The sequence below is a fragment of the Thiococcus pfennigii genome, assembly GCF_016583835.1.
Classification (GTDB): domain Bacteria; phylum Pseudomonadota; class Gammaproteobacteria; order Chromatiales; family Chromatiaceae; genus Thiococcus; species Thiococcus pfennigii.
Genome location: NZ_NRRW01000013.1, coordinates 1 through 18,767, shown reverse-complemented (window position 1 = coordinate 18,767; position 18,767 = coordinate 1). Strand labels below are relative to the sequence as shown.

The following is an 18,767-nucleotide window of genomic DNA, read 5'->3' as shown; positions in this document are numbered from 1 at the left end:
GCACGCTCGGCGTCAAGACTCGATCATCTGCGCCAGGCCCTGGCCCGGCGGTACCATCGGCAGCACGTTCTCGGCCTTGTCGACCCAGACGTCGACGACCACTGGGCCATCGATCGCCAGCGCCTCCTCGAGCGCCTCGCGCAGGCGCTCGGGCTCCTTGACGCGACGGGTCGTCAGGCGCGGGAAGACCTGGCTCAGGCCGGTGAGGTTCGGCACCTGGCGGCGGCAGGTCTGGTCGAGCTCGACGCAGTCGGGCGCGCAGTCCCCGTTGCGCGCGAGGCAGGTCTCGTAGTGATGGCCGCCGTCCATCATGTCCTCCCACTGGCGCACCATGCCGAGGAAGCTGTTGTTGAGGACGAACATCTTGAGCGGGATGCCGTTGGTCACGACGGTCGCGAGCTCCTGCATGTTCATCTGGAAGCTGCCGTCGCCGTCGATCAGCACGACCGGGTGGTCGGGGTTGGCGAACCAGGCGCCGACCGCCGCGGGTAGCCCGAAGCCCATCGTCCCGAGGCCGCCGGAGCTGATCCACTGGCGCGGCCGGTTGAAGCGATAGTATTGGGCCGCCCACATCTGGTGCTGGCCGACCCCGGTCACCAGGGTCGCGGTGCCCTCGGTCAGCTCGGAGAGGCACTCGACGACCGCCTGCGGCTTGATGTAGTCGCCCCGACCATAGGGTGCCGGCATCTGCTTGCGCCATTCGGCGATCTGGGCCAGCCAGCCCGGGTGGCGGGCGCTCAGGCCGGAGGCGAGCGCGTGGTCGAGGAAGGTATCGAGCGGTGCGACCAGGGCCAGGTCCGTGCGGATCGTCTTGTCGATCTCCGAGGGGTCGATGTCGACGTGGGCGATGCGCTGGCCGGCGCCGAAGCCCTTTACGGCGACGCGGTCGTCGAAGCGCCCGCCGAGCGTCAGGATCAGGTCCGCCTCGCGCAACGCGTAGTTGGCCGGGATGGTGCCGTGCATGCCGGGCATCCCCAGGTTGTGGGGCAGCGCGAAGGGCACGGTCCCGAGGCCGTTGAAGGTCGTCGTCACCGGTGCGTCGAAACGCTCGACGAAGGCCCGTAGCGCCCTCGAGGCCCCGGCATGGATGATGCCGCCGCCGGCCTTGATCACTGGCCGCTCGGCCGCGATCAGGGCGGCGAGGATCGCATCGGCCATGGTCGCATCGAACGGGATCGGCTCGCGGTGACGGCGCCGCGGGGGGCTCTGGCGGGTGAGGGTCGCGAGCTGCGCGTCCTTGCAGATGTCGACCACCACGGGGCCGGGCCGCCCGCCGGCGGCCAACGCGAAGGCCTCGCGCAGGATCCACTCCAGGTCCGCGACGTCCTTGACCAGATAGTTGTGCTTGGAGATCGGCCGCGTCATGCCGACCGTATCGACCTCCTGGAAGGCGTCGCTGCCGATCGCGAAGCTCGGCACCTGGCCGGTGATGAAGACGGTCGGTACCGAGTCCTTGTGGGCGTCGGCGATCGGCGTGGCCAGGTTGGTCGCACCGGGGCCCGACGTCGTGAGGGCCACGCCGACTCGCCCGCTCGCGCGGGCGTAGCCCTCGGCGGCGTGTCCGGCGCCGCCCTCCTGGCGGCACAGGATGAACCTGGGCACCGGCGCGCCGCGGCGCATGCGCTTGTTGAGCTCGACGTGCAGCGGGATGACGGCGCCGCCGGTGTGGCCGAAGATGTATTCGACGCCGAGGTCGTTCAGCACGTCGAAGAGGAGGGCGGCACCGGTGCGGGTCGAACTGTTCATTGCGGCGGTCATCACATCGAGTTTGGAGTCGGATCGGTAGCCCCAATGATCTTCATTCTGTCACGCGACCGCAAATGCAAAGGGCGCGATCGCCGCGGTCCGCGTCCGCGGTCGTCGCGCCGCCCCCTTCGAGAGACCGTCGATCCGTTGCCATGACCCGTCCAGACCCACGCGCCGCAGACCTGCCCACCCGCCTCGGCAAGGGGATGATGATCGGTGCCTGGGCGGCGGGCCTCGGGTTGCTGTGGTTCCTCTTCCACGGTGTCATCGAGGGGGAGCGCAACCCCAATCGCCACCCCGAGGCGGAGGTCGGCGCCGGCGGGGCCCTGCAACTGGTGCTCGAACGCAACCGCGCCGGCCACTATCTGGCCGACGGTCGCATCGATGGGCACCGGGTCACCTTCCTGCTCGACACCGGGGCGACCATGGTGGCCCTGTCGTTGGAGTTGGCGCGCCGCCTCGACCTGCCGCTGCGCCCGGGCGGGCAGGTCCGGACGGCCAATGGCGTCGTGTCCACCTGGAGCACAGTCCTGCGCTCGGTCGACGTCGGGGGCCTGGAGGTGTCCGACGTGCGCGCGCTGGTGTTGCCCAATCTGCCGGGCGACGAGGTGTTGCTCGGTATGAACTACCTGAAGCACTTCGAGATCCTCCAGCGCGGCGAGGCCCTGACGCTGCGTCGCATCGTCGACTGAGCGCGGTGCCGGTTCACCGGCCGGTCGGCGCGGGCCGCCGCACGTCCACGTTGCAGCGCGGGCGGCGCATTGCCACAATCGACACAGCCCCGCGGGCGGTGCGCCGAACGGCGAAGCCATGGCCGGGGGGCGGCGGCCGCTGTCCGGTGCCCTTGGGCTCGTCGGCAATGGACGTCAGAACCTCGTGACCAGCGGTGCCAACGTGCGTGACGACCCCATCGACAAGTCGGACGAGAGCCGGCCGCCGGACGGCGCGTCGGCAATGGACGCGGCGAACAGCGAATCGCTCGACTCCATCACCCACCTCGTTGCCCTCGAGCAGGAGGTCGATCGTCTGCGCCGGGCACTGGCGGAGAAGGAGCGCGCCCTCGAGGCGATGACCGCCGAGTGCCGCCGGCTCGAGGATCGCCTCGAAGACCAGCATTCGGCCTACGACAAGCTCAAGCAGCGTCTCGATCGGCGCGTCCAGGCGCTGAACGAGGCGGAGGCGCGGATCCAGGAGCACGAGCGTGCCCTCGCGGCCCTGCGTGCCGCGGCGCCGAGCGGTTGGCTGTTCCCCGGCATCGACGGCGGCGATGGTGCCGCCGGGCCAGCGCGGGGCGGCGTGCCCGGCTCCCTCAAGTCCGTCGCCATTGGCGGGCTGGCCGCGGTGCTGATCGCTGGGGTCGGCGCGATCCTCTGGTGGCAGTCGGGCGCTCCGCTGCGCGAGCCCGAGCCGCCGCCGGCCGCGACGGCCGTCGCGAGGGGCGAGGCCGAGACCGAGCCGGACAGCGAGGCGGCCGGCGAGGCCGCGGGCCGGCCGCGGCCGACCGTGCTCGGTACCGTCCTTGACCCGCTGCGCAGCGGTCAGGACGGGCCGCTGATGGTGGCCCTGCGGGGCGAGCGCTTCACGATGGGCTACGATGCGTTGACACGCGGCGACACCGCGCCGGCCCGCGAGGTCGCCTTGTCGGGCTTCCTGATCGGCGCCCACGAGGTGACCTTCGACGATTACGATCGCTTCGCCCGCGCCACGGGCCGGCGCCTACCGGACGACTTTGGCTGGGGTCGCGGCCGGCGGCCGGTCGTCGACGTCGGTTGGGACGACGCCAACGCCTACGCCGAGTGGCTCTCGCGCGAGACCGGCGAGCGCTATCGCCTGCCGAGCGAGGCCGAATGGGAGTTCGCCGCCGCCGGCGGGGTCACGACGCCCTACTGGTGGGGCAGCCACCCCGAGACCGGCCGTGCCGTCTGCTTCGACTGCGGCACCGCCTGGGACAATCGATCGCCGGCCCCGGTCGCTACCTTCGCCGCCAATCCGTTCGGCCTCTACGACACGGCCGGCAATGTCGCCGAATGGGTCGCCGACTGCTACCGTCCGAACTACCGCGGCGCCCCGACCGATGGGCGGCCCTGGGAGGCGGCCGGCTGCACGCAGCGCGTCGTGCGCGGCGGCGCCTTCTCGCGCCCGGCCAGTTCGATGCGGCACTTCGCGCGCAGCCGCCTGGCCCCGGACACGCGCCTCGACATGCTGGGTTTTCGCGTCGCCCGCGATCCTTGAACCCAAATCCGGCATCTGGAACCGAAGACGCCAAGGGCCTTGGAAGAACAAGGCATCGCCTCCTGATAAGCCGCGCACCTCGCCGGTCGCTGAGCACGAACAGGCCAGCGCGCACCGTAACCCGACAGCGGGTGCGGCGTCGCCAGCCGTCGGGTTACGCCCCGAGGTACGGCCCCGGCGACATCGGCACGGCCTGTAGGTCGGGTTAGGCGCGCCACCGCGGCGGTCGCTGAGCATGAATAGGCCGGCGCGCGCCGTAACCCGACAGCGGCCTCGCTGGGCATCGTGTCGCCTCAGCGCGGCCCGACGGCCTTGAGGGCGGCGCGGATGATCTCCTCGGAGGTGGCGATCTCCTCGGAGACGGCCTCGACCATGCGCTCGGCATCGGCCGGCCTGTAGCCGAGCGCGACCAGGGCGCTCAGGGCGTCGGCCAGTTCGGCCTCGCGTCCACCCGCGGCCAGCGCCACCCGGCCGGCGACGGCGGTCGGTCCCTCGATCAGGACGGCGACGCGATCCTTCATCTCGATGACGAGCCGCTCGGCGGTCTTGCGCCCGATCCCGGGCAGGCGGGTCAGGGCCGCGATATCGGCCGCGGCGATGCAGCGTGCGAACTGGTTGGCGTTCATGCCGGAGAGGATCGCGAGCGCCATGCGGGCACCGACGCCGGTGATCTTGAGCAGGTGGCGGAACAGCGCCCGATCGGCCTCGCGCAGGAAGCCGTAGAGGACGTGGGCGTCCTCGCGCACGGCCAGGTGGGTGACCAGGGTCACCGTCTCGCCGACCGCCGGCAGGTCGTAGAAGGTCGACATCGGCGCCTCCAGTTCGTAGCCGACGCCGTTGACGTCGAGCAGCAGCGACGGCGGATGCTTGGCGAGGATCTCCCCGCGCAGGCGCCCGATCACGGCCGCCAGTCCCGCCAGGAGGCGGCGGCCCGGCGGCGCGCCGGGATGCCCATCGAGTGGGCGTGGCAGAGCGCGATCGCGAGCGCGTCGGCCTCGTCCTCGGCCGGCGTCGCGGGCAGCGCGAGCAGGATGCGGATCATCTGTTGGACCTGGAGCTTGTCGGCGCCGCCGGTGCCGACGACGGCGAGCTTGACGGACTTGGGGCTGTACTCGTGCACGATCAGCCCGCCCTTGAGACCGGCGCAGAGGACGGCGCCGCGCGCCTGGCCGATCTTGAGCGCCGCGGTCGGGTCGCGGGCGAAGATCAGCTGCTCGACGGCCATCTCGTGCGGGCGGTGGGTCGCGACCAGCTCGGCGATGGCGTCGAAGATGGTGCCGAGCCGCGCTGGCCAGGGCTCGTGGCCGACGCGGATCGCGCCGCTCGCCAGGCGCACGCTCCGCCGCCCATCGGTGTCGATCAGGCCATAGCCGGTCGTGCGCGAGCCCGGGTCGATGCCGAGGATGCGGTGGCGCAGCGCGCCCGGATCGGACACGGGCGGTGGCCTATCGGGTCCGGTGCCGAGTCGCCGGGCAACTACGGCACTCAGGCATCGAGGGCCGCCATGATCTCGTCGGCGATGTCGGCGTTGTGGTAGACGGCCTGCACGTCGTCGAGGTCTTCCAGGGCGTCGACGAGCTTGAGCAGCCGCTCGGCGGTCTCGGCGTCGAGCTCGGCCTGGGTCGCGGCGTTGAAGGTGACCTCGGCGGCCTCGGTGTCGAAACCGGCCGCGGTCAGCGCGTCCTTGACCGCGGCGAAGCCCTCGGGCGTCGTGATGACGTCGAGGGAGCCGTCATCGTTGACGATCACGTCCTCGGCGCCGGCCTCCAGCGCCGCCTCGATGACCGCGTCCTCGTCCGTGCCGGGCTGGAAGCTGATGATCCCCTGCTTCGTGAAGAGGTAGGCGACCGAGCCGTCGGTGCCCAGGTTACCGCCGTACTTGGTGAAGGCGTGGCGCACGTCCGCGGCGGTGCGGTTGCGGTTGTCGGTCATGCAGTCGACCATCACCGCGGTGCCGCCGGGCCCATAGCCCTCGTAGCGCAGCTCCTCGTAGTTCTCCGCGTCCGTGTCGCCGGCGCCGCGCTTGATCGCGCGCTCGACCGTGTCACGCGGCATGTTGGCGCCGAACGCCTTGTCCATCGCCAGGCGCAGGCGCGGGTTGGCGTTCGGGTCGCCGCCGCCCTGGCGCGCGGCGACCGTGACCTCGCGGATCAGCTTGGTCCAGACCTTGCCGCGCTGCTTGTCCTGGGCCGCCTTGCGGTGCTTGATGTTGGCCCATTTGCTGTGACCGGCCATGATGTTCCTCGTCGTTTGGCAAAGGCCTGCGCCGGCGGCGCGGCCCGGGCTCGTCATGTTGCGATGCTGGGCGAAATTCTATCATCGCGGCCTGGTGGCGCGAGGGCCGCCGCGAGCAGCGGGGCGAGGGCCAGGCGGTTGGTCGGGTGCGGGATGCTGTCGCTGCTCCAGACGTCGGCGACGCCGGCCGCCGCGAGCTGGGCGAGGGCGTCGCCGACGAACAGGGCGTGGGTGACCAGCACCGAGATCGAGGCCGGGGCCTCGGCGGCCAGGGCGCGGGCGGCGACGGCCAGCGTGCGGCCGGTGCTCGCGACGTCATCGACGAGGACCAGGTGGCGCCCGCGCCCCGCGCCGCCCGGGAAGCGGACCGCGACGTCGCGGTCGCCGCGCCGCTCCTTGACGCCGACGCGCCAGTCGAGCCCGCGGTGGGCGGCGACGGCGGCCACCCACTGCTCGGACTCGGCATCGGGTCCGATGAGCACCGGGCCAGCGGCGCCGCTGCCGGCGAAGCGGGCGGCGACGAAGTCCGCCATCAGGCTGGCGGCACTGAGGGTGACGGCCCGCTCGACCGGCACGGCCTCGGCCAGGTCATGGACGCGATGCAGGTGCGGGTCGACCGTGATCAGGGCGTCGAACCAGTCGGCGAGCAGCCGGCCGACGATCGGCTGGCTGACCGCCTCGCCCGGGGCGAAGGCCTTGTCCTGGCGCATGTAGCACAGGTAGGGGGCGACCAGGGTCAGGCGCCGAGCGCCGAGGGCGCGGGCCGTGTGCGCCGCCAGGGCCAGCTCGACGAGCTTGGCGTTCGGGTCGTCGAGGCTGCGGTAGAGGACGACGTCCGGCGGCAGTTCGGCCGGCAGCCGCACGCGGCTCTCGCCATCCGGGAAGTGGTGCAGCGCGACCGGCGCCCACGGGCGGCCGGCGGCTTGGGCCAGGCGGCGCGCCGCGTCCAGCCCCTCCGGGAAGGCGAGGATCAGGCCCGCGTCGGCGCCGCTCATCGGTCGGCTCCATTCTGGCCATCGTGGTTCGGCTCGCCGATGCGATAGCCGGGGTCGCGCCCGGCCAGCGCCCGCGCGAAGTGAAAGTCCGCCGGGAACTCGGCGTGGATCGCGTAGAGGGCCTCGCCGGCGCGCACCGGGTCGCCGAGCCGGCGGTAGAGGTCGACGCCGGCGCCCGGGTCGAGCGGCGCCCCGGCCAGGCGGGCGATGCGCGCGATCTGGCGGTTGTCGATCGCGGTGACGACGCCGTCGCTCGCGGCCGGCACCTCGTGGCGCAGGCCGCCGAGGGCCGGCGGCGCGCGATTGCGCCCCTGGGCCTCGATGACGGCCTCCATCTTGGCCAGCGCGCGCCCGGAGCGCAGGATCTCCTCGGCCACCGCGCGCCCCTGGCCACCGCGCACGGCCGGGTCGAGCTCGAGCAACCGCCCGGCGAGCAGCAGCGCCTTCTCGCGCAGGTCGGCGGGTGCCTGCGGGTCGTTGCGCAGGACCTGCATCGCATCGCGCGCCTCCAGCACCGGGCCGACGCCGCGTCCGATCGGCTGGGCGCCGTCGGTGAGCAGGACCTCCAGGTGCAGGCCGAGGCGGTCGCCGACGAACTCGAAGAGCTTGCGCAGATACAGGGCGTCGCGGCCCTGACGGATCTTGGCGCTCGGCCCGATCGGGATGTCGACGATCAGGTGGGTCGAACCGGCGGCGACCTTCTTGGCCAGGATCGAGGCGACCATCTGCCCCGGGGAGTCGAGCGACAGGGGCCGCTCGACGGCGATCAGGACGTCATCGGCCGGGGCCAGCCGGGCCGTGCCGCCCCAGGCGAGGAAGCCGCGCTCGCGCCGGGCGATCTCGCGCAACTCACGGGGATCGAGGTCGACGCGGGCCAGGCACTCCATCGTGTCGGCAGTGCCGGCCGGCGAGGTGATCGCGCGGCTCGAGGTCTTCGGGAAGAGCAGCCCATGGGCGGCGACGATCGGCATCACGATGAGCGAGGTGCGGTTGCCCGGCACGCCGCCGATGCAGTGCTTGTCGACGACCAGCGGCTCGCCCCAATCGAGGCGCTCGCCACTGGCGATCATCGCCTCGGTCAGCGACAGGACCTCGTCGCGCTCCAGTCCAGCCTGGGCGCAGGCGACGATGAAGGCCGACATCTCGATCTTGGAGTAGCGGTTGCGGGCGATGTCGGCGGCGATGGCCCGGTACTCCGCGCGTTCGAGTCGCTCGCCCTGGATCTTGCGGTGGACCGCCTCGAGCGAGCTGGGTGGGCGCGCCTGGGCGATCTGCACCGGCGTGCCCGCGGGTACCCCGATCTGGGCGAAGGCCTGCTCGGAGAGGCCGAGCTCGTCGGGGGCCGTGATGGCCGGGTCGTCGACGACGTTGAGGACGGCGAGCACCAGCGGGCCGCCGCCCGGGGGGTGGATCTCGACCTTGTTCAGGGCCTGGAAGCCCTCGCTGCGGTAGGCGCGGCAGTCGCGGTGCAGATAGGCGACATTCTCGTGATAGGTGTCGATGGCGACCCGGCGCAGCATCAGGGTTTCGGGCATGTCTGGTCTCCGGCGGCACCGGCGGGGCCGGCGCGGATGGCTCGGTGCCTGGCGCCGAGGGCCGAACCCCGTGTGCCACGCGCGGCTGGACGGGGGTTCGGCGGACGCGCGGCGGGGCCGTCGGCCCCTTCGTCAGGTTCCGCATCAGATCTCTACGTTACCGCCCCGAGACGGGGCGCGCGACGCCTTTTTCGCGCGCCGACGGCGCCTGCCGCCCTTTACCGCGCCCGCGATATTCCGGACAATCGCCGTCACCGCTCGTGGCGCGCAGTGCGCACCGCGCACCGCCGTCGATCGCCTCCCGCTCTCCGGCCATCCAGGAAATTCCGTGTCCCAGAAGCTCGTCTACGAACATCCGCTGAACGAACGGGTCCGCACCTTCCTGCGGCTCGAGCACCTGTTCGCCAAGACCGAGCACTTCCTCGCGGGCGAGGAACCCTTGGAGACCCGTGTCGCGATCGAGGCCCTGCTCGACATCGTCACGATCACGGGCCGCGCCGACGTGAAGGCCGAGCTGCTGCGCGAGCTCGACCGGCACGGGGCGTCGCTCAACCGCATCCGCAGCCAGGCCGGCGTGCACATGCCGACCCTCGATCGGATCCTCGCCGAGCTCGGCGAGGCCGTCGGCGCCCTGCACGGCCTGCCCGGGCAGATCGGCCAATGCGCCCGCGACGACGATCTGCTCAAGGCCGTCGCGCAGCGCACCGCCATCCCCGGCGGCCAGTGCAGTTTCGACCTGCCGCTCTATCACCGCTGGTTGGCCCAGCCGGTCGCCGCGCGCCGCGCGCGGCTCGATGCCTGGATGGCGGATATGCGCCCGGCCGTCGAGGCGATCGGTCTGATCCTGTCGCTCACGCGCACCAGTGCCTCGCCGCGTCCCGCCATGGCCCCGCTGGGCTTCTTCCAGGAGGCGCTCGACGCCCAGGCGCCGGCGCAGATGATCCGGGTTGCCCTCGACGCCGAGGGCCGGTTGTATCCAGAGATCAGCGGCCACAAGAACCGCTTCAGCATCCGGTTCATGGAGGTCGTCGACGGTGGCCGGCCGGTGCAGAGCCGCGAGGACGTCGCCTTCGGCCTGACCTGCTGCGCCTTCTGAGCGCCTCGCGACCGCGATGCCACCGACCCCGCCCATCGTGTCCTGTCCGACCTGCGGCAAGGCCGTCGTCTGGGATGGCCAGGCCCGTTGGCGGCCGTTCTGCGGCGAGCGCTGCCGGCTGATCGACCTGGGCGAGTGGCTGAGCGAGGAGCGCCGCCTGCCGGCCGAGGACGCGCCCTGGTCCGACCTGGATGCGAACGAGGATCCCGCCCCGAGGTCCCCCAGCTGACGCTGCCCGCCGAGGTGCCGGTCAGTCCGGCGCGGTGTGCACGGCGCTGGTCGGTTTTTCCAGGGCCGGCATTCACACACGCCAATCGCTTGTGGAGAGCAACCCCCTGACACCGGAAGCCCGATCGCCGTACCCTAGTGCGGCGAGGCGAGAGTGCCGGAACCATGCGTCGCAGGGTCAGAGTGCTCTCGGGTCACTACCCAGAGCAAAAATTAGACCACCTAGCCGAGCTGCCCATGTCGACCCGACCGACCAAAGACATCGAGACCTTTCCGAACCCGGAGCCGAGCCGCGACTACACGGTGCGCATCCGCGTCCCCGAGTTCACCTGCCTGTGCCCGAAGACCGGTCAGCCCGATTTCGCCGAGCTGACGTTGGAGTACGTGCCGAACGCCCTGTGCGTCGAGCTCAAGTCCCTGAAGCTCTACATCTGGTCGTTCCGCGACGAGGGCGCCTTTCACGAGTCCGTCACGAACCGGATCCTCGCCGATCTGGTCGCCGCCCTTGCGCCGCGCTTCATGCGCCTGACCGCCGACTTCAATGTCCGCGGCGGCATCTACACGACCGTCGTCGCCGAGCACCGCGACCCCGCCTGGGCGATCCCGCCGCGCATCGATCTGCCCTGATGGGCGGGCGGCTGGGCGCGGCGCCGACCCCCGGGGCCGGTGGGTCGGTGCGACCGGCGCCGCCCTGCTGGATCGGGCTCGATGTCGGTACCTCCGCCTGCCGGGCCGTTGCCATCGATGCCGACGGCCGCGAACTGGCCCGTGCCAGCGTCCCGCTGCCGGCGCCTCGGGCGCGCCCGGACGGCGGCGTCGAGCAGGCACCCGACCTCTGGTGGGAGGCGGCCCGCGCCGCCCTGACGCGACTCGCGGGGGCGCTCGCCGCGCGGCGCAGCGTCGCCGTCTGCGTCGCGGCCACGTCGGCGACCCTGCTGCTCGCCGATCGGGACGGTACCCCGCTCGGGCCGGCGCTCCTCTACAACGACCGGCGCGCCCGGGCCGCGGCCGCGCGGATCGCCGCCGTCGCCCCGCCGACGAGCCCCGCGCGCGGCGCGACCTCGGGCCTGGCGAAGGCCCTGCACCTGAAGGCCACCTTGCCGCCCGGCGCCGAGGCCTGGGTCCTGCACCAGGCCGATTGGCTCGCTGCGCGCCTCGGCGGCGCGCTCGGGCGCAGCGACTGGAACAACGCCCTGAAGCTCGGCTTCGATCCGGCGGCCGAGCGCTGGCCGGACTGGCTCGCGGCGCTCGGGCTGGGGCCGCTGCGGCTGCCCGAGGTCGTCGCCCCGGGCACGCCGCTCGGGTGGGTCGATGCCGCGACGGCCGCGGCCACCGGCCTCGCCGTCGGTACCCGCGTCGTCGCCGGCACGACCGACAGCACCGCGGCCGTGCTCGCGACCGGCATCGCCCGTCCCGGCGAGGCGGTGACCTGCCTCGGCAGCACGTTGGTCGTCAAGGTCCTGACCGAGACGCGGATCGACGACCCGGCCCACGGCGTCTACAGCCACCGCCTCGGCGACCTCTGGCTGGCCGGCGGGGCCTCGAACAGCGGTGGGGCCGTGCTGCGCCGGTTCTTCGACGACGACGCCCTCGCGCGCCTATCGGCGCGGCTCGTGCCGGAGCAGGCCACCGGGCTCGACTACTACCCGCTGGCGAATCCCGGCGAGCGCTTCCCCGTCGCCGATCCGGACCTGCCGCCGCGGCTGACGCCACGTCCGAGCGACGACGCCCGGTTCCTCCAGGGGCTGCTCGAGGGGATCGCGGCGATCGAGGGGGCCGGCTACCGGCGCCTGCAGGCCCTCGGGGCGCCGGCGCCGAGGGCCGTGGCGACGATCGGCGGCGGCGCCGGCAACGCCGCCTGGATCCGGATCCGGGTGCGCGCGCTCGGCATCCCTGTGTATCCGGCCGACCACCAGGAGGCCGCCTACGGCGCCGCGCTGCTCGCGCGCCGGCGACGGTGAAGGGCGTGCGTAGGGCGGGCAGCTGGCAGCCGGCAGCTTCCAGCCTTCAGCCGCCAGCCGCCAGCCCCCTGGCCTCAGCCCCCGCACGACCCGACACGCCGCAGGCCGGGCCCGGATACGGTCTGCTATCCTTGCGGCCGCGTTGCCCGGTCCGCCTTCTCATCGTCACGGCGACGACGACGAGGGGCGGGGCTGCGTCTGCTGGTGGCGGCGATCCGCGCCTCCGCTCGAACCATTCGCTTACAGATTGAGGAGGGTATCCATGAAGGTCATGGTCACCGGCAGCGCCGGCTTCATCGGCGCGGCGCTGGCCTTGCGGTTGATCGAGCGCGGCGACGAGGTCATCGGCGTCGACAATCTCAACGATTACTACGAGGTGGCGCTGAAGGAGGCGCGCTTGCGGCGCCTCTTGGCGCGGCCCGGCTACAGCCACCTGCACCTCGACATCGAGGATCGCGCCGGGGTCGCCGCCGCCTTTGCCGCGCACCGCCCGCAGCGGGTCGTCAACCTGGCCGCCCAGGCCGGCGTGCGTTACTCGATCGAGAACCCGATGGCCTATGTCGGCACCAACCTGGTCGGCTTCGCCCACATCTTGGAGGGTTGTCGCCAGACCGGCGTCGAACACCTGGTCTACGCCTCCAGCAGCTCGGTCTACGGCGCCAACACCCGGATGCCGTTCTCGGTCCACGACAACGTCGACCATCCGCTGAGCCTCTACGCCGCGAGCAAGAAGGCCAACGAGCTGATGGCCCACACCTACAGCCACCTCTATCGGCTCCCGGTGACCGGGCTACGCTTCTTCACCGTCTACGGCCCCTGGGGCCGGCCGGACATGGCGCTCTTTAAGTTCACCCGCGCGATCCTCGCGGGCAAGCCGATCGAGGTCTTCAACTACGGCCGCCACCGGCGCGACTTCACCTACATCGACGACATCGTCGAGGGGGTGATCCGGACCCTCGACCGGCCGGCCGAGCCCAACCCGCACTGGTCCGGCGAGGCCCCGGACGCGGCGACCAGCCTGGCGCCCTATCGTCTCTACAACATCGGCAACAACCGCCCGGTCGAGCTGATGGAGTACATCGAGACGCTGGAGCGTTGCCTCGGGCGCGAGGCGCAGAAGGACCTGCTGCCGCTGCAACCCGGCGACGTGCCCGACACCTACGCCGACGTCGAGGACCTGGTGAGCGATACCGGCTATCGTCCCACGACGCCGGTCGCCGTCGGCGTGGCGCGCTTCGTCGACTGGTATCGGGACTACTACCAAGTCTGAGCGGCGCTCGCGCCGACCGCGACGCATGCCTGGATCCGCACTGCAACCAGGGCGCACGGGCATCGCGTTGCTCAATCCGCCCTCCCGGCTGGGCTGGGTGTGTTAGGAGCCCCCCTTGGGGGCGACTTCGCCCTTTCGCCAGGGACGAGACGCTCTCTGGCCGCACCGCCAAGAGGCACTTGACTGCCAATGCCTCCTCTGGGGCCCTGTCGCCCCCAAAGAGGGCTCCTACAGGCGCTTCGGGTCGACCTAGGTCGTTCCCATGGGGCTTCGGCGATCTCGGCCGCCGGGCCGCGGACGGCCATTGCATCGACGATGCCCATTGATCCTCAGCACCCAGCGCTCCCCGCCCATCCCTGCGGCACCTGTCCGCGCCACCGCGCATCGATCTGCACAAAAAAATTATAATTGTGTTATTAGTGCGGTTGTGCGTAAACAGAGACGAAGGCGCCGCTTTACAACAGTTGCGCACATGAGAATAATAACTAATAGCGATAAAAAATCGCTATTAGCAATAATCGCCCCCTTCATTGCCCGAGGAACGCCCATCTGATTTTTAGGGTGTCCTGCGCTGACGCCTTCGACGGCGTTTCCCTGCGCGGTCGGCGCAGGTGGGCGCCCCGCCTTCGGGGGTGGCGATCGAAGACGGGGTGATGGCGCCTCTAGGCAACATGTTTTTTATGTGCAACACACAAAGACGGCATTGCTTGACGCGGGAGAATTGACAACATGAAGGCATCTGTATTGGCGGCCTCGGTCGCGCTGGCCTTGGCGGCCCAGGCCCCGGCGGCCTTTGGCGAGACCGTCGAGGCGCGTCTGGAGCGGCTCGAGGCGCAGAATCGGGCATTGGAGGCGACGGTGCGCCGCCACGAGGCGACGATCGCCGAGCAGCAGGCGGCGATGACGGGCGCGCCCGAGCGCCTCCAGGCGCTCGAAGAGAATCTGGAGGACCAGGGTGCGGCCGGGGCGTCGTCCGCCGGTGACTGGTTCCGCAACATCGAGATCGCTGGCCTGGTCGAGGTCGAGGTCGGCTATGTCTCGCCCTACGAGGGCGACAGCGAGAGCGACATCATCCTCGCGACCGTCGAGTTGGCCATCAGCTCCCAGGTCAACGATTGGGTCGAGGTCGGCGTCGCCTTCCTCTACGAGGAGGACGAAACCGACCTCGAGGTCGACGTGGCCTACATCACGCTGGCCAACCCCGATGTCTCGCCGGTCTTCCTGACGGCCGGTCAGATCTATGTCCCCTTCGGCGCCTACGAGACCAACCTGGTCTCCGATCCGCTGACGCTGGAGATCGGCGAGACCCGCGAGACCGCGGCCCAGCTGGGCTTCGTCCACGAAGAGTTCTTCGGCAGCGTCTACGTCTTCAACGGCGACAACAAGATCGACGGCGAGAACGAGATCGGCAGTTGGGGCGCGAACCTCGGCCTCGCCCACGAGGAAGAGGACCGTGCCTGGGCCTTCGGGGCGGGCTACATCAGCGACCTCGGCGACTCCGACAGCCTGCACGACCTGATCTACGACAACCTCGCCGCCGTCGGCATCGATGATCCATCCGAGCGCACCGGGGGCTGGACGATCCATGCCATGGGCGCCCTCGGCCCCGTCTCGCTGATCGGCGAATACCTGTCGGCCACCGAGGAGTTCGATGCCGATGCGTTGAGCTTCAATGGGAAAGGGGCCAAGCCATCGGCCTGGAATATCGAGGCGGGCTATGGCTTCGAGGTCATGGGGCGCGAATCGGTCGCCGCGGTCGCCTACCAGGGGACGCGCGAGGCCCTCGGGATCGAGCTGCCGAAGGAGCGCTGGCTCGTCGGCTGGTCGGTCGAGATCTTCGACAACACGGCCCTGTCCTTCGAGTGGGCGCACGACAGCGACTACGGCCAATCGGACGGCGGCACCGGCAAGTCCGCCGACAGCTTCGTCGCCCAGTTGGCGGTCGAGTTCTAAGGCGATTGCCGGAAACAAACCTACCGGATGACGCCGGACGTTCGTTTGTCTTCAAGGAGCGAGCGCAGGAGCCTAGCCCAGCGATGTGAGTGCGCTCGCGACACAGAAGGCGGGCGAGAAGACAAGCCAGACGGTAGGTTTGTTGACAGAAATCGCCTAACCGCGGCGCGCGTCTGCCGAGCGGTCGCAACGGGCCGCTCGGCCGGTGCCGCGCCGGCTTCTTCAGGCGATGCGGATCATTCCCACTCGATCGTCCCAGGCGGCTTGCCCGTGATGTCGTAGACGACGCGGGAGATGCCCTTGACCTCGTTGACGATGCGTCGGCAGACGGTGTCGAGGAAGTCGTAGGGCAGGTGGGCCCAGCGGGCGGTCATGAAGTCGACGGTCTCGACGGCGCGCAGCGCAACGACGGGCTCGTACTGGCGGGCATCGCCGACGACGCCGACCGAGCGCACCGGTAGGTACACGGCGAAGGCCTGCGAGACCTGGTCGTAGAGGCCAGCGCGGCGCAGCTCCTCGATGAAGATGTGGTCGGCGAGCCGCAGGGTGTCGGCCGAGGTCTTGTCGACCTCGCCGAGGATCCGCACGCCGAGCCCGGGACCGGGAAATGGGTGGCGCTGGACCATCTCCGAGGGCAGGCCGAGTTCGATGCCGATCCGCCGGACCTCGTCCTTGAAGAGCTCGCGCAGCGGTTCGAGGAGCTTCAGGTTCATCTCATCGGGCAGCCCACCGACATTGTGGTGGGACTTGATGACCTTGGCCTTGCCGGTCTTGGCCCCGGCCGATTCGATGACGTCCGGGTAGATGGTGCCCTGGGCCAGCCACTGGATGTTGGTCAGGCGGCTGGCCTCCTCGTCGAAGACGTCGATGAAGGTGTTGCCGATGACCTTGCGCTTCTGCTCGGGGTCTTGGACGCCGCGCAGGCGGTCGAGGAAGCGCCGTTCGGCATCGACGCGGATCACCCGCACCCCCATGTGGCGGGCGAAGGTGCGCATCACCTGGTCGCCTTCGTCCAGACGCAATAGGCCGTTGTCGACGAAGACGCAGGTCAGCTGCTCGCCGATCGCCTTGTGCAGCAGGGCCGCGACGACCGAGGAGTCGACGCCGCCGGAGAGGCCGAGGAGGACCTGGTCGTCGCCGACCTGGGCGCGGATCCGCGCGATGCTCTCGGCGATGATGTTGCTCGGCGTCCAGGCCGCGCCGCAGCCGCAGATCGCGTGGACGAAGCGCCCGAGGATGCGCTGGCCCTGGCGGGTGTGGGTGACCTCCGGGTGGAACTGGAGGCCGTAGAAGCGGCGCGCCTCGTCGGCGATGCCGGCGAGCGGTGCGTTGTCGGTCTCGCAGATGGCCCGGAAGCCCTCCGGCAGCGTCTCGACGCGGTCGCCGTGGCTCATCCAGACATCGAGCAGGCCGAAGCCCTCGGCGCTCGCGTGGTCCTCGATGTCGCGCAGCAGCGCCGAGTGGCCGCGCACGCGCACCTGCGCGTAGCCGTACTCCTTGTGGCTGGCCGCCGCCACCTGGCCGCCGAGCTGGGCGGCCATCGTCTGCATCCCGTAGCAGATCCCGAGCACCGGCACGCCGAGCTCGAAGACCTCGGGCGCGGCACGCGGGCTGTCCGCGGCATGCACCGACTGCGGGCTACCGGAGAGGATCACGCCCTTGGCGCCGAAGTCGCGGATCGCCTGCGGGTCGAGGTCGTGCGGGTGCAGTTCGCAGTAGACGCCGGCCTCGCGCACCCGGCGGGCGATGAGCTGCGTGTACTGGGAGCCGAAGTCCAGGATCAGGATGCGGTCGGCGTGGATGTTGACTGGGCTCATCGGCGGTGCGTCAGTTGTCGATGCGGTAGTTGGGCGCTTCCTTCGTGATCTGCACGTCGTGGACGTGCGACTCGCGAACCCCGGCCGCGCTGATGCGCACGAACTGCGGCTTGGTGCGCATCTCTTCGATCGTGGCGCAGCCCGTGTAGCCCATGCTCGAGCGCAGGCCGCCGACCAGTTGGTGGATCACGTTGATGACGCTGCCCTTGTAGGGCACGCGCCCTTCGATGCCCTCGGGCACCAGCTTCTCCTTATCGGTGTCGTGCTGGAAGTAGCGGTCGCTCGACCCGTCCTGCCCGCCCATCGCGCCGAGCGAGCCCATGCCGCGGTAGGACTTGTAGGAGCGTCCCTGGTAGATCTCGACCTCGCCGGGGGCCTCGTCGGTGCCGGCGAACAGACCGCCGATCATCACGCTGTGGGCGCCGGCGGCGATGACCTTGGCGATGTCGCCCGAGTAGCGCAGCCCGCCGTCGGCGATCAGCGGGATGCCGGTGCCGCGGAGGGCCTCGCTGACGTTGGCGACCGCCGTGATCTGCGGCACCCCGACCCCGGCGACGACCCGCGTCGTGCAGATCGAGCCCGGGCCGATGCCGACCTTGACCGCGTCGGCGCCGGCCTCGGCCAGGGCCTGCGCGGCCGCGGCGGTGGCGATGTTGCCGCCGATGACCTGGACGTCCGGATAGTGGCGCTTGGCCCAGGCGACGCGATCGAGGACGCCCTGGGAGTGGCCGTGGGCGGTGTCGACGACGATGACGTCGACGCCGGCCTCGACGAGGGCCGCGATGCGCTCGTCGTTGCCGGGCCCGACGCTGACGGCGGCGCCGACGCGCAGCCGCTCCTGGGGATCGCGCGAGGCCTTCGGGAAGTCCTTCGCCTTCTGGATGTCCTTGACCGTGATCAGCCCGCGCAGCTCGAAGCGGTCATTGACGACCAGCACCTTCTCGATGCGGTGCTTGTGCAGCAGCGCGATCACCTCGTCGCGGCTCGCCCCCTCGCGCACCGTCACCAGGCGCTCGCGCGGGGTCATGATGCTGGCGACCGGCTCGTCGAGTCGCGTCTCGAAGCGCAGGTCGCGGCTGGTGACGATGCCGACGAGCTGGCCGCCCTCGGTCACGGGGACGCCCGAGATGTTGTTGGCGCGGGTGATCTGCATGACCTCCCCGACGCTGATGCCAGGGGAGACGGTGACGGGGTCGCGGATGATGCCGCTCTCGTACTTCTTGACGGTGAGGACCTCGCGCGCCTGGCGCTCGATGCTCATGTTCTTGTGGACGATGCCGATGCCGCCCTCCAGCGCCAGCGCGATCGCCAGGCGGGCCTCGGTGACGGTATCCATCGCGGCCGAGACCACCGGGATCTTGAGCTCGATGCCGCGGGTCAGGCGGGTGGTGAGGTCCGTGTCCTTCGGCACCACCTGCGAGTGGGCCGGGATCAGCAGGACATCATCGAAGGTGAGGGCTTCCTGAATCAAACGCATGGGCGGGCCTCCGATCGGAGGTGGCGAAATCGAAAAGATAACCGGGAATAATAGCCGACTGCTGCGCAAAGGTAAATCTTGATCTCGCCTGCCAGCAGGGCTGATCCGTTCTGCGGCCTTTTTCGCTGAGGGTGAAGGGTTGGCGGTCGATCCTCGACTGGGTGGTGCGCAGGCGAATGCTCGCCTCTCGCAGCGGTCGAGACGGCGGCCGCGGAGGCCCAT

The 18,767-nt window shown here is 70.8% G+C and carries 16 protein-coding genes; 8 read left to right on the top strand and 8 right to left on the bottom strand.

The genetic code is table 11. From position 1 onward, the window contains the following. Nucleotides 1–12 precede the first annotated feature (12 nt). A complete protein-coding gene (gene ilvB / locus CKO41_RS06385; protein ID WP_200381598.1) occupies nucleotides 13–1,746 on the bottom strand; it encodes a biosynthetic-type acetolactate synthase large subunit in 1,734 nt (577 codons plus the stop codon). Nucleotides 1,747–1,898: 152 nt separating this feature from the next. On the opposite strand from ilvB, the gene CKO41_RS06380 reads away from it, so the two are divergent. Then, on the top strand, nucleotides 1,899–2,438 hold the full coding sequence (locus tag CKO41_RS06380; protein WP_200381597.1) for a retropepsin-like aspartic protease family protein: 540 nt from the start codon (nucleotides 1,899–1,901) through the stop codon (nucleotides 2,436–2,438). 118 nt (nucleotides 2,439–2,556) lie between these two features. Further along, a complete protein-coding gene (locus CKO41_RS06375; RefSeq protein ID WP_200381596.1) occupies nucleotides 2,557–3,978 on the top strand; it encodes an SUMF1/EgtB/PvdO family nonheme iron enzyme in 1,422 nt (473 codons plus the stop codon). Between the two features lie 293 nt (nucleotides 3,979–4,271). Here CKO41_RS06375 and ruvA read toward each other — a convergent pair whose 3' ends face one another. From ruvA to CKO41_RS06350, 5 genes are read right to left on the bottom strand one after another with little or no spacing between them, the layout of a single operon-like run. After that, the gene (gene ruvA / locus CKO41_RS06370) at nucleotides 4,272–4,880 is read right to left on the bottom strand and encodes a Holliday junction branch migration protein RuvA (protein WP_200381595.1); all 609 of its coding nucleotides are present in this window, start codon (nucleotides 4,878–4,880) and stop codon (nucleotides 4,272–4,274) included. Then, a complete protein-coding gene (gene ruvC / locus CKO41_RS06365) occupies nucleotides 4,877–5,413 on the bottom strand; it encodes a crossover junction endodeoxyribonuclease RuvC (protein WP_200254352.1) in 537 nt (178 codons plus the stop codon). The genes ruvA and ruvC overlap by 4 nt, the downstream gene beginning before the upstream one ends. Before the next feature lie 50 nt (nucleotides 5,414–5,463). Beyond that, on the bottom strand, nucleotides 5,464–6,213 hold the full coding sequence (locus tag CKO41_RS06360; RefSeq protein WP_200254351.1) for a YebC/PmpR family DNA-binding transcriptional regulator: 750 nt from the start codon (nucleotides 6,211–6,213) through the stop codon (nucleotides 5,464–5,466). Nucleotides 6,214–6,266: 53 nt separating this feature from the next. Continuing rightward, the gene (locus CKO41_RS06355; RefSeq protein WP_200381594.1) at nucleotides 6,267–7,208 is read right to left on the bottom strand and encodes a ribose-phosphate diphosphokinase; all 942 of its coding nucleotides are present in this window, start codon (nucleotides 7,206–7,208) and stop codon (nucleotides 6,267–6,269) included. Beyond that, nucleotides 7,205–8,743: a thymidine phosphorylase family protein gene (locus CKO41_RS06350; protein ID WP_200381593.1), complete on the bottom strand. Its 1,539-nt coding sequence runs from the start codon at nucleotides 8,741–8,743 to the stop codon at nucleotides 7,205–7,207. Before CKO41_RS06350 ends, CKO41_RS06355 begins: the two co-directional genes overlap by 4 nt. A 328-nt stretch (nucleotides 8,744–9,071) precedes the next feature. Here CKO41_RS06350 and zapD point away from each other — a divergent pair, with 328 nt between their 5' ends. The 6 genes from zapD to CKO41_RS06320 all read left to right on the top strand — a co-directional run bounded on the left by zapD (nucleotide 9,072) and on the right by CKO41_RS06320 (nucleotide 15,251). Further along, a complete protein-coding gene (gene zapD / locus CKO41_RS06345; protein ID WP_200254348.1) occupies nucleotides 9,072–9,839 on the top strand; it encodes a cell division protein ZapD in 768 nt (255 codons plus the stop codon). 37 nt (nucleotides 9,840–9,876) lie between these two features. After that, nucleotides 9,877–10,068 carry a DNA gyrase inhibitor YacG gene (locus CKO41_RS06340; protein WP_420826463.1) on the top strand — a complete coding sequence of 64 codons (192 nt, stop codon included), beginning with the start codon at nucleotides 9,877–9,879 and terminating at the stop codon, nucleotides 10,066–10,068. A 236-nt stretch (nucleotides 10,069–10,304) separates the two neighbouring features. Then, on the top strand, nucleotides 10,305–10,694 hold the full coding sequence (queF, locus tag CKO41_RS06335; RefSeq protein ID WP_200381591.1) for a preQ(1) synthase: 390 nt from the start codon (nucleotides 10,305–10,307) through the stop codon (nucleotides 10,692–10,694). Next, nucleotides 10,694–12,028 carry an FGGY-family carbohydrate kinase gene (locus tag CKO41_RS06330; protein ID WP_200381590.1) on the top strand — a complete coding sequence of 445 codons (1,335 nt, stop codon included), beginning with the start codon at nucleotides 10,694–10,696 and terminating at the stop codon, nucleotides 12,026–12,028. Before queF ends, CKO41_RS06330 begins: the two co-directional genes overlap by 1 nt. Nucleotides 12,029–12,290: 262 nt before the next feature. Then, complete coding sequence (locus tag CKO41_RS06325) at nucleotides 12,291–13,298, top strand: NAD-dependent epimerase (protein WP_200254483.1); 1,008 nt, start codon at nucleotides 12,291–12,293, stop codon at nucleotides 13,296–13,298. Nucleotides 13,299–14,027: 729 nt separating this feature from the next. Continuing rightward, nucleotides 14,028–15,251, top strand: a complete 1,224-nt coding sequence (locus CKO41_RS06320; RefSeq protein ID WP_200381589.1) for an LbtU family siderophore porin — start codon at nucleotides 14,028–14,030, stop codon at nucleotides 15,249–15,251. Nucleotides 15,252–15,487: 236 nt separating this feature from the next. On the opposite strand, the gene guaA is transcribed toward CKO41_RS06320, so the two are convergent. Both guaA and guaB read right to left on the bottom strand, forming a co-directional pair. Further along, nucleotides 15,488–17,068 carry a glutamine-hydrolyzing GMP synthase gene (gene guaA, locus CKO41_RS06315; RefSeq protein ID WP_200381588.1) on the bottom strand — a complete coding sequence of 527 codons (1,581 nt, stop codon included), beginning with the start codon at nucleotides 17,066–17,068 and terminating at the stop codon, nucleotides 15,488–15,490. A gap of 10 nt (nucleotides 17,069–17,078) precedes the next feature. Continuing rightward, nucleotides 17,079–18,545 (bottom strand): IMP dehydrogenase, encoded by a 1,467-nt coding sequence (gene guaB / locus CKO41_RS06310; protein ID WP_200381587.1) that lies wholly within the window; start codon nucleotides 18,543–18,545, stop codon nucleotides 17,079–17,081. Nucleotides 18,546–18,767 lie beyond the last annotated feature (222 nt).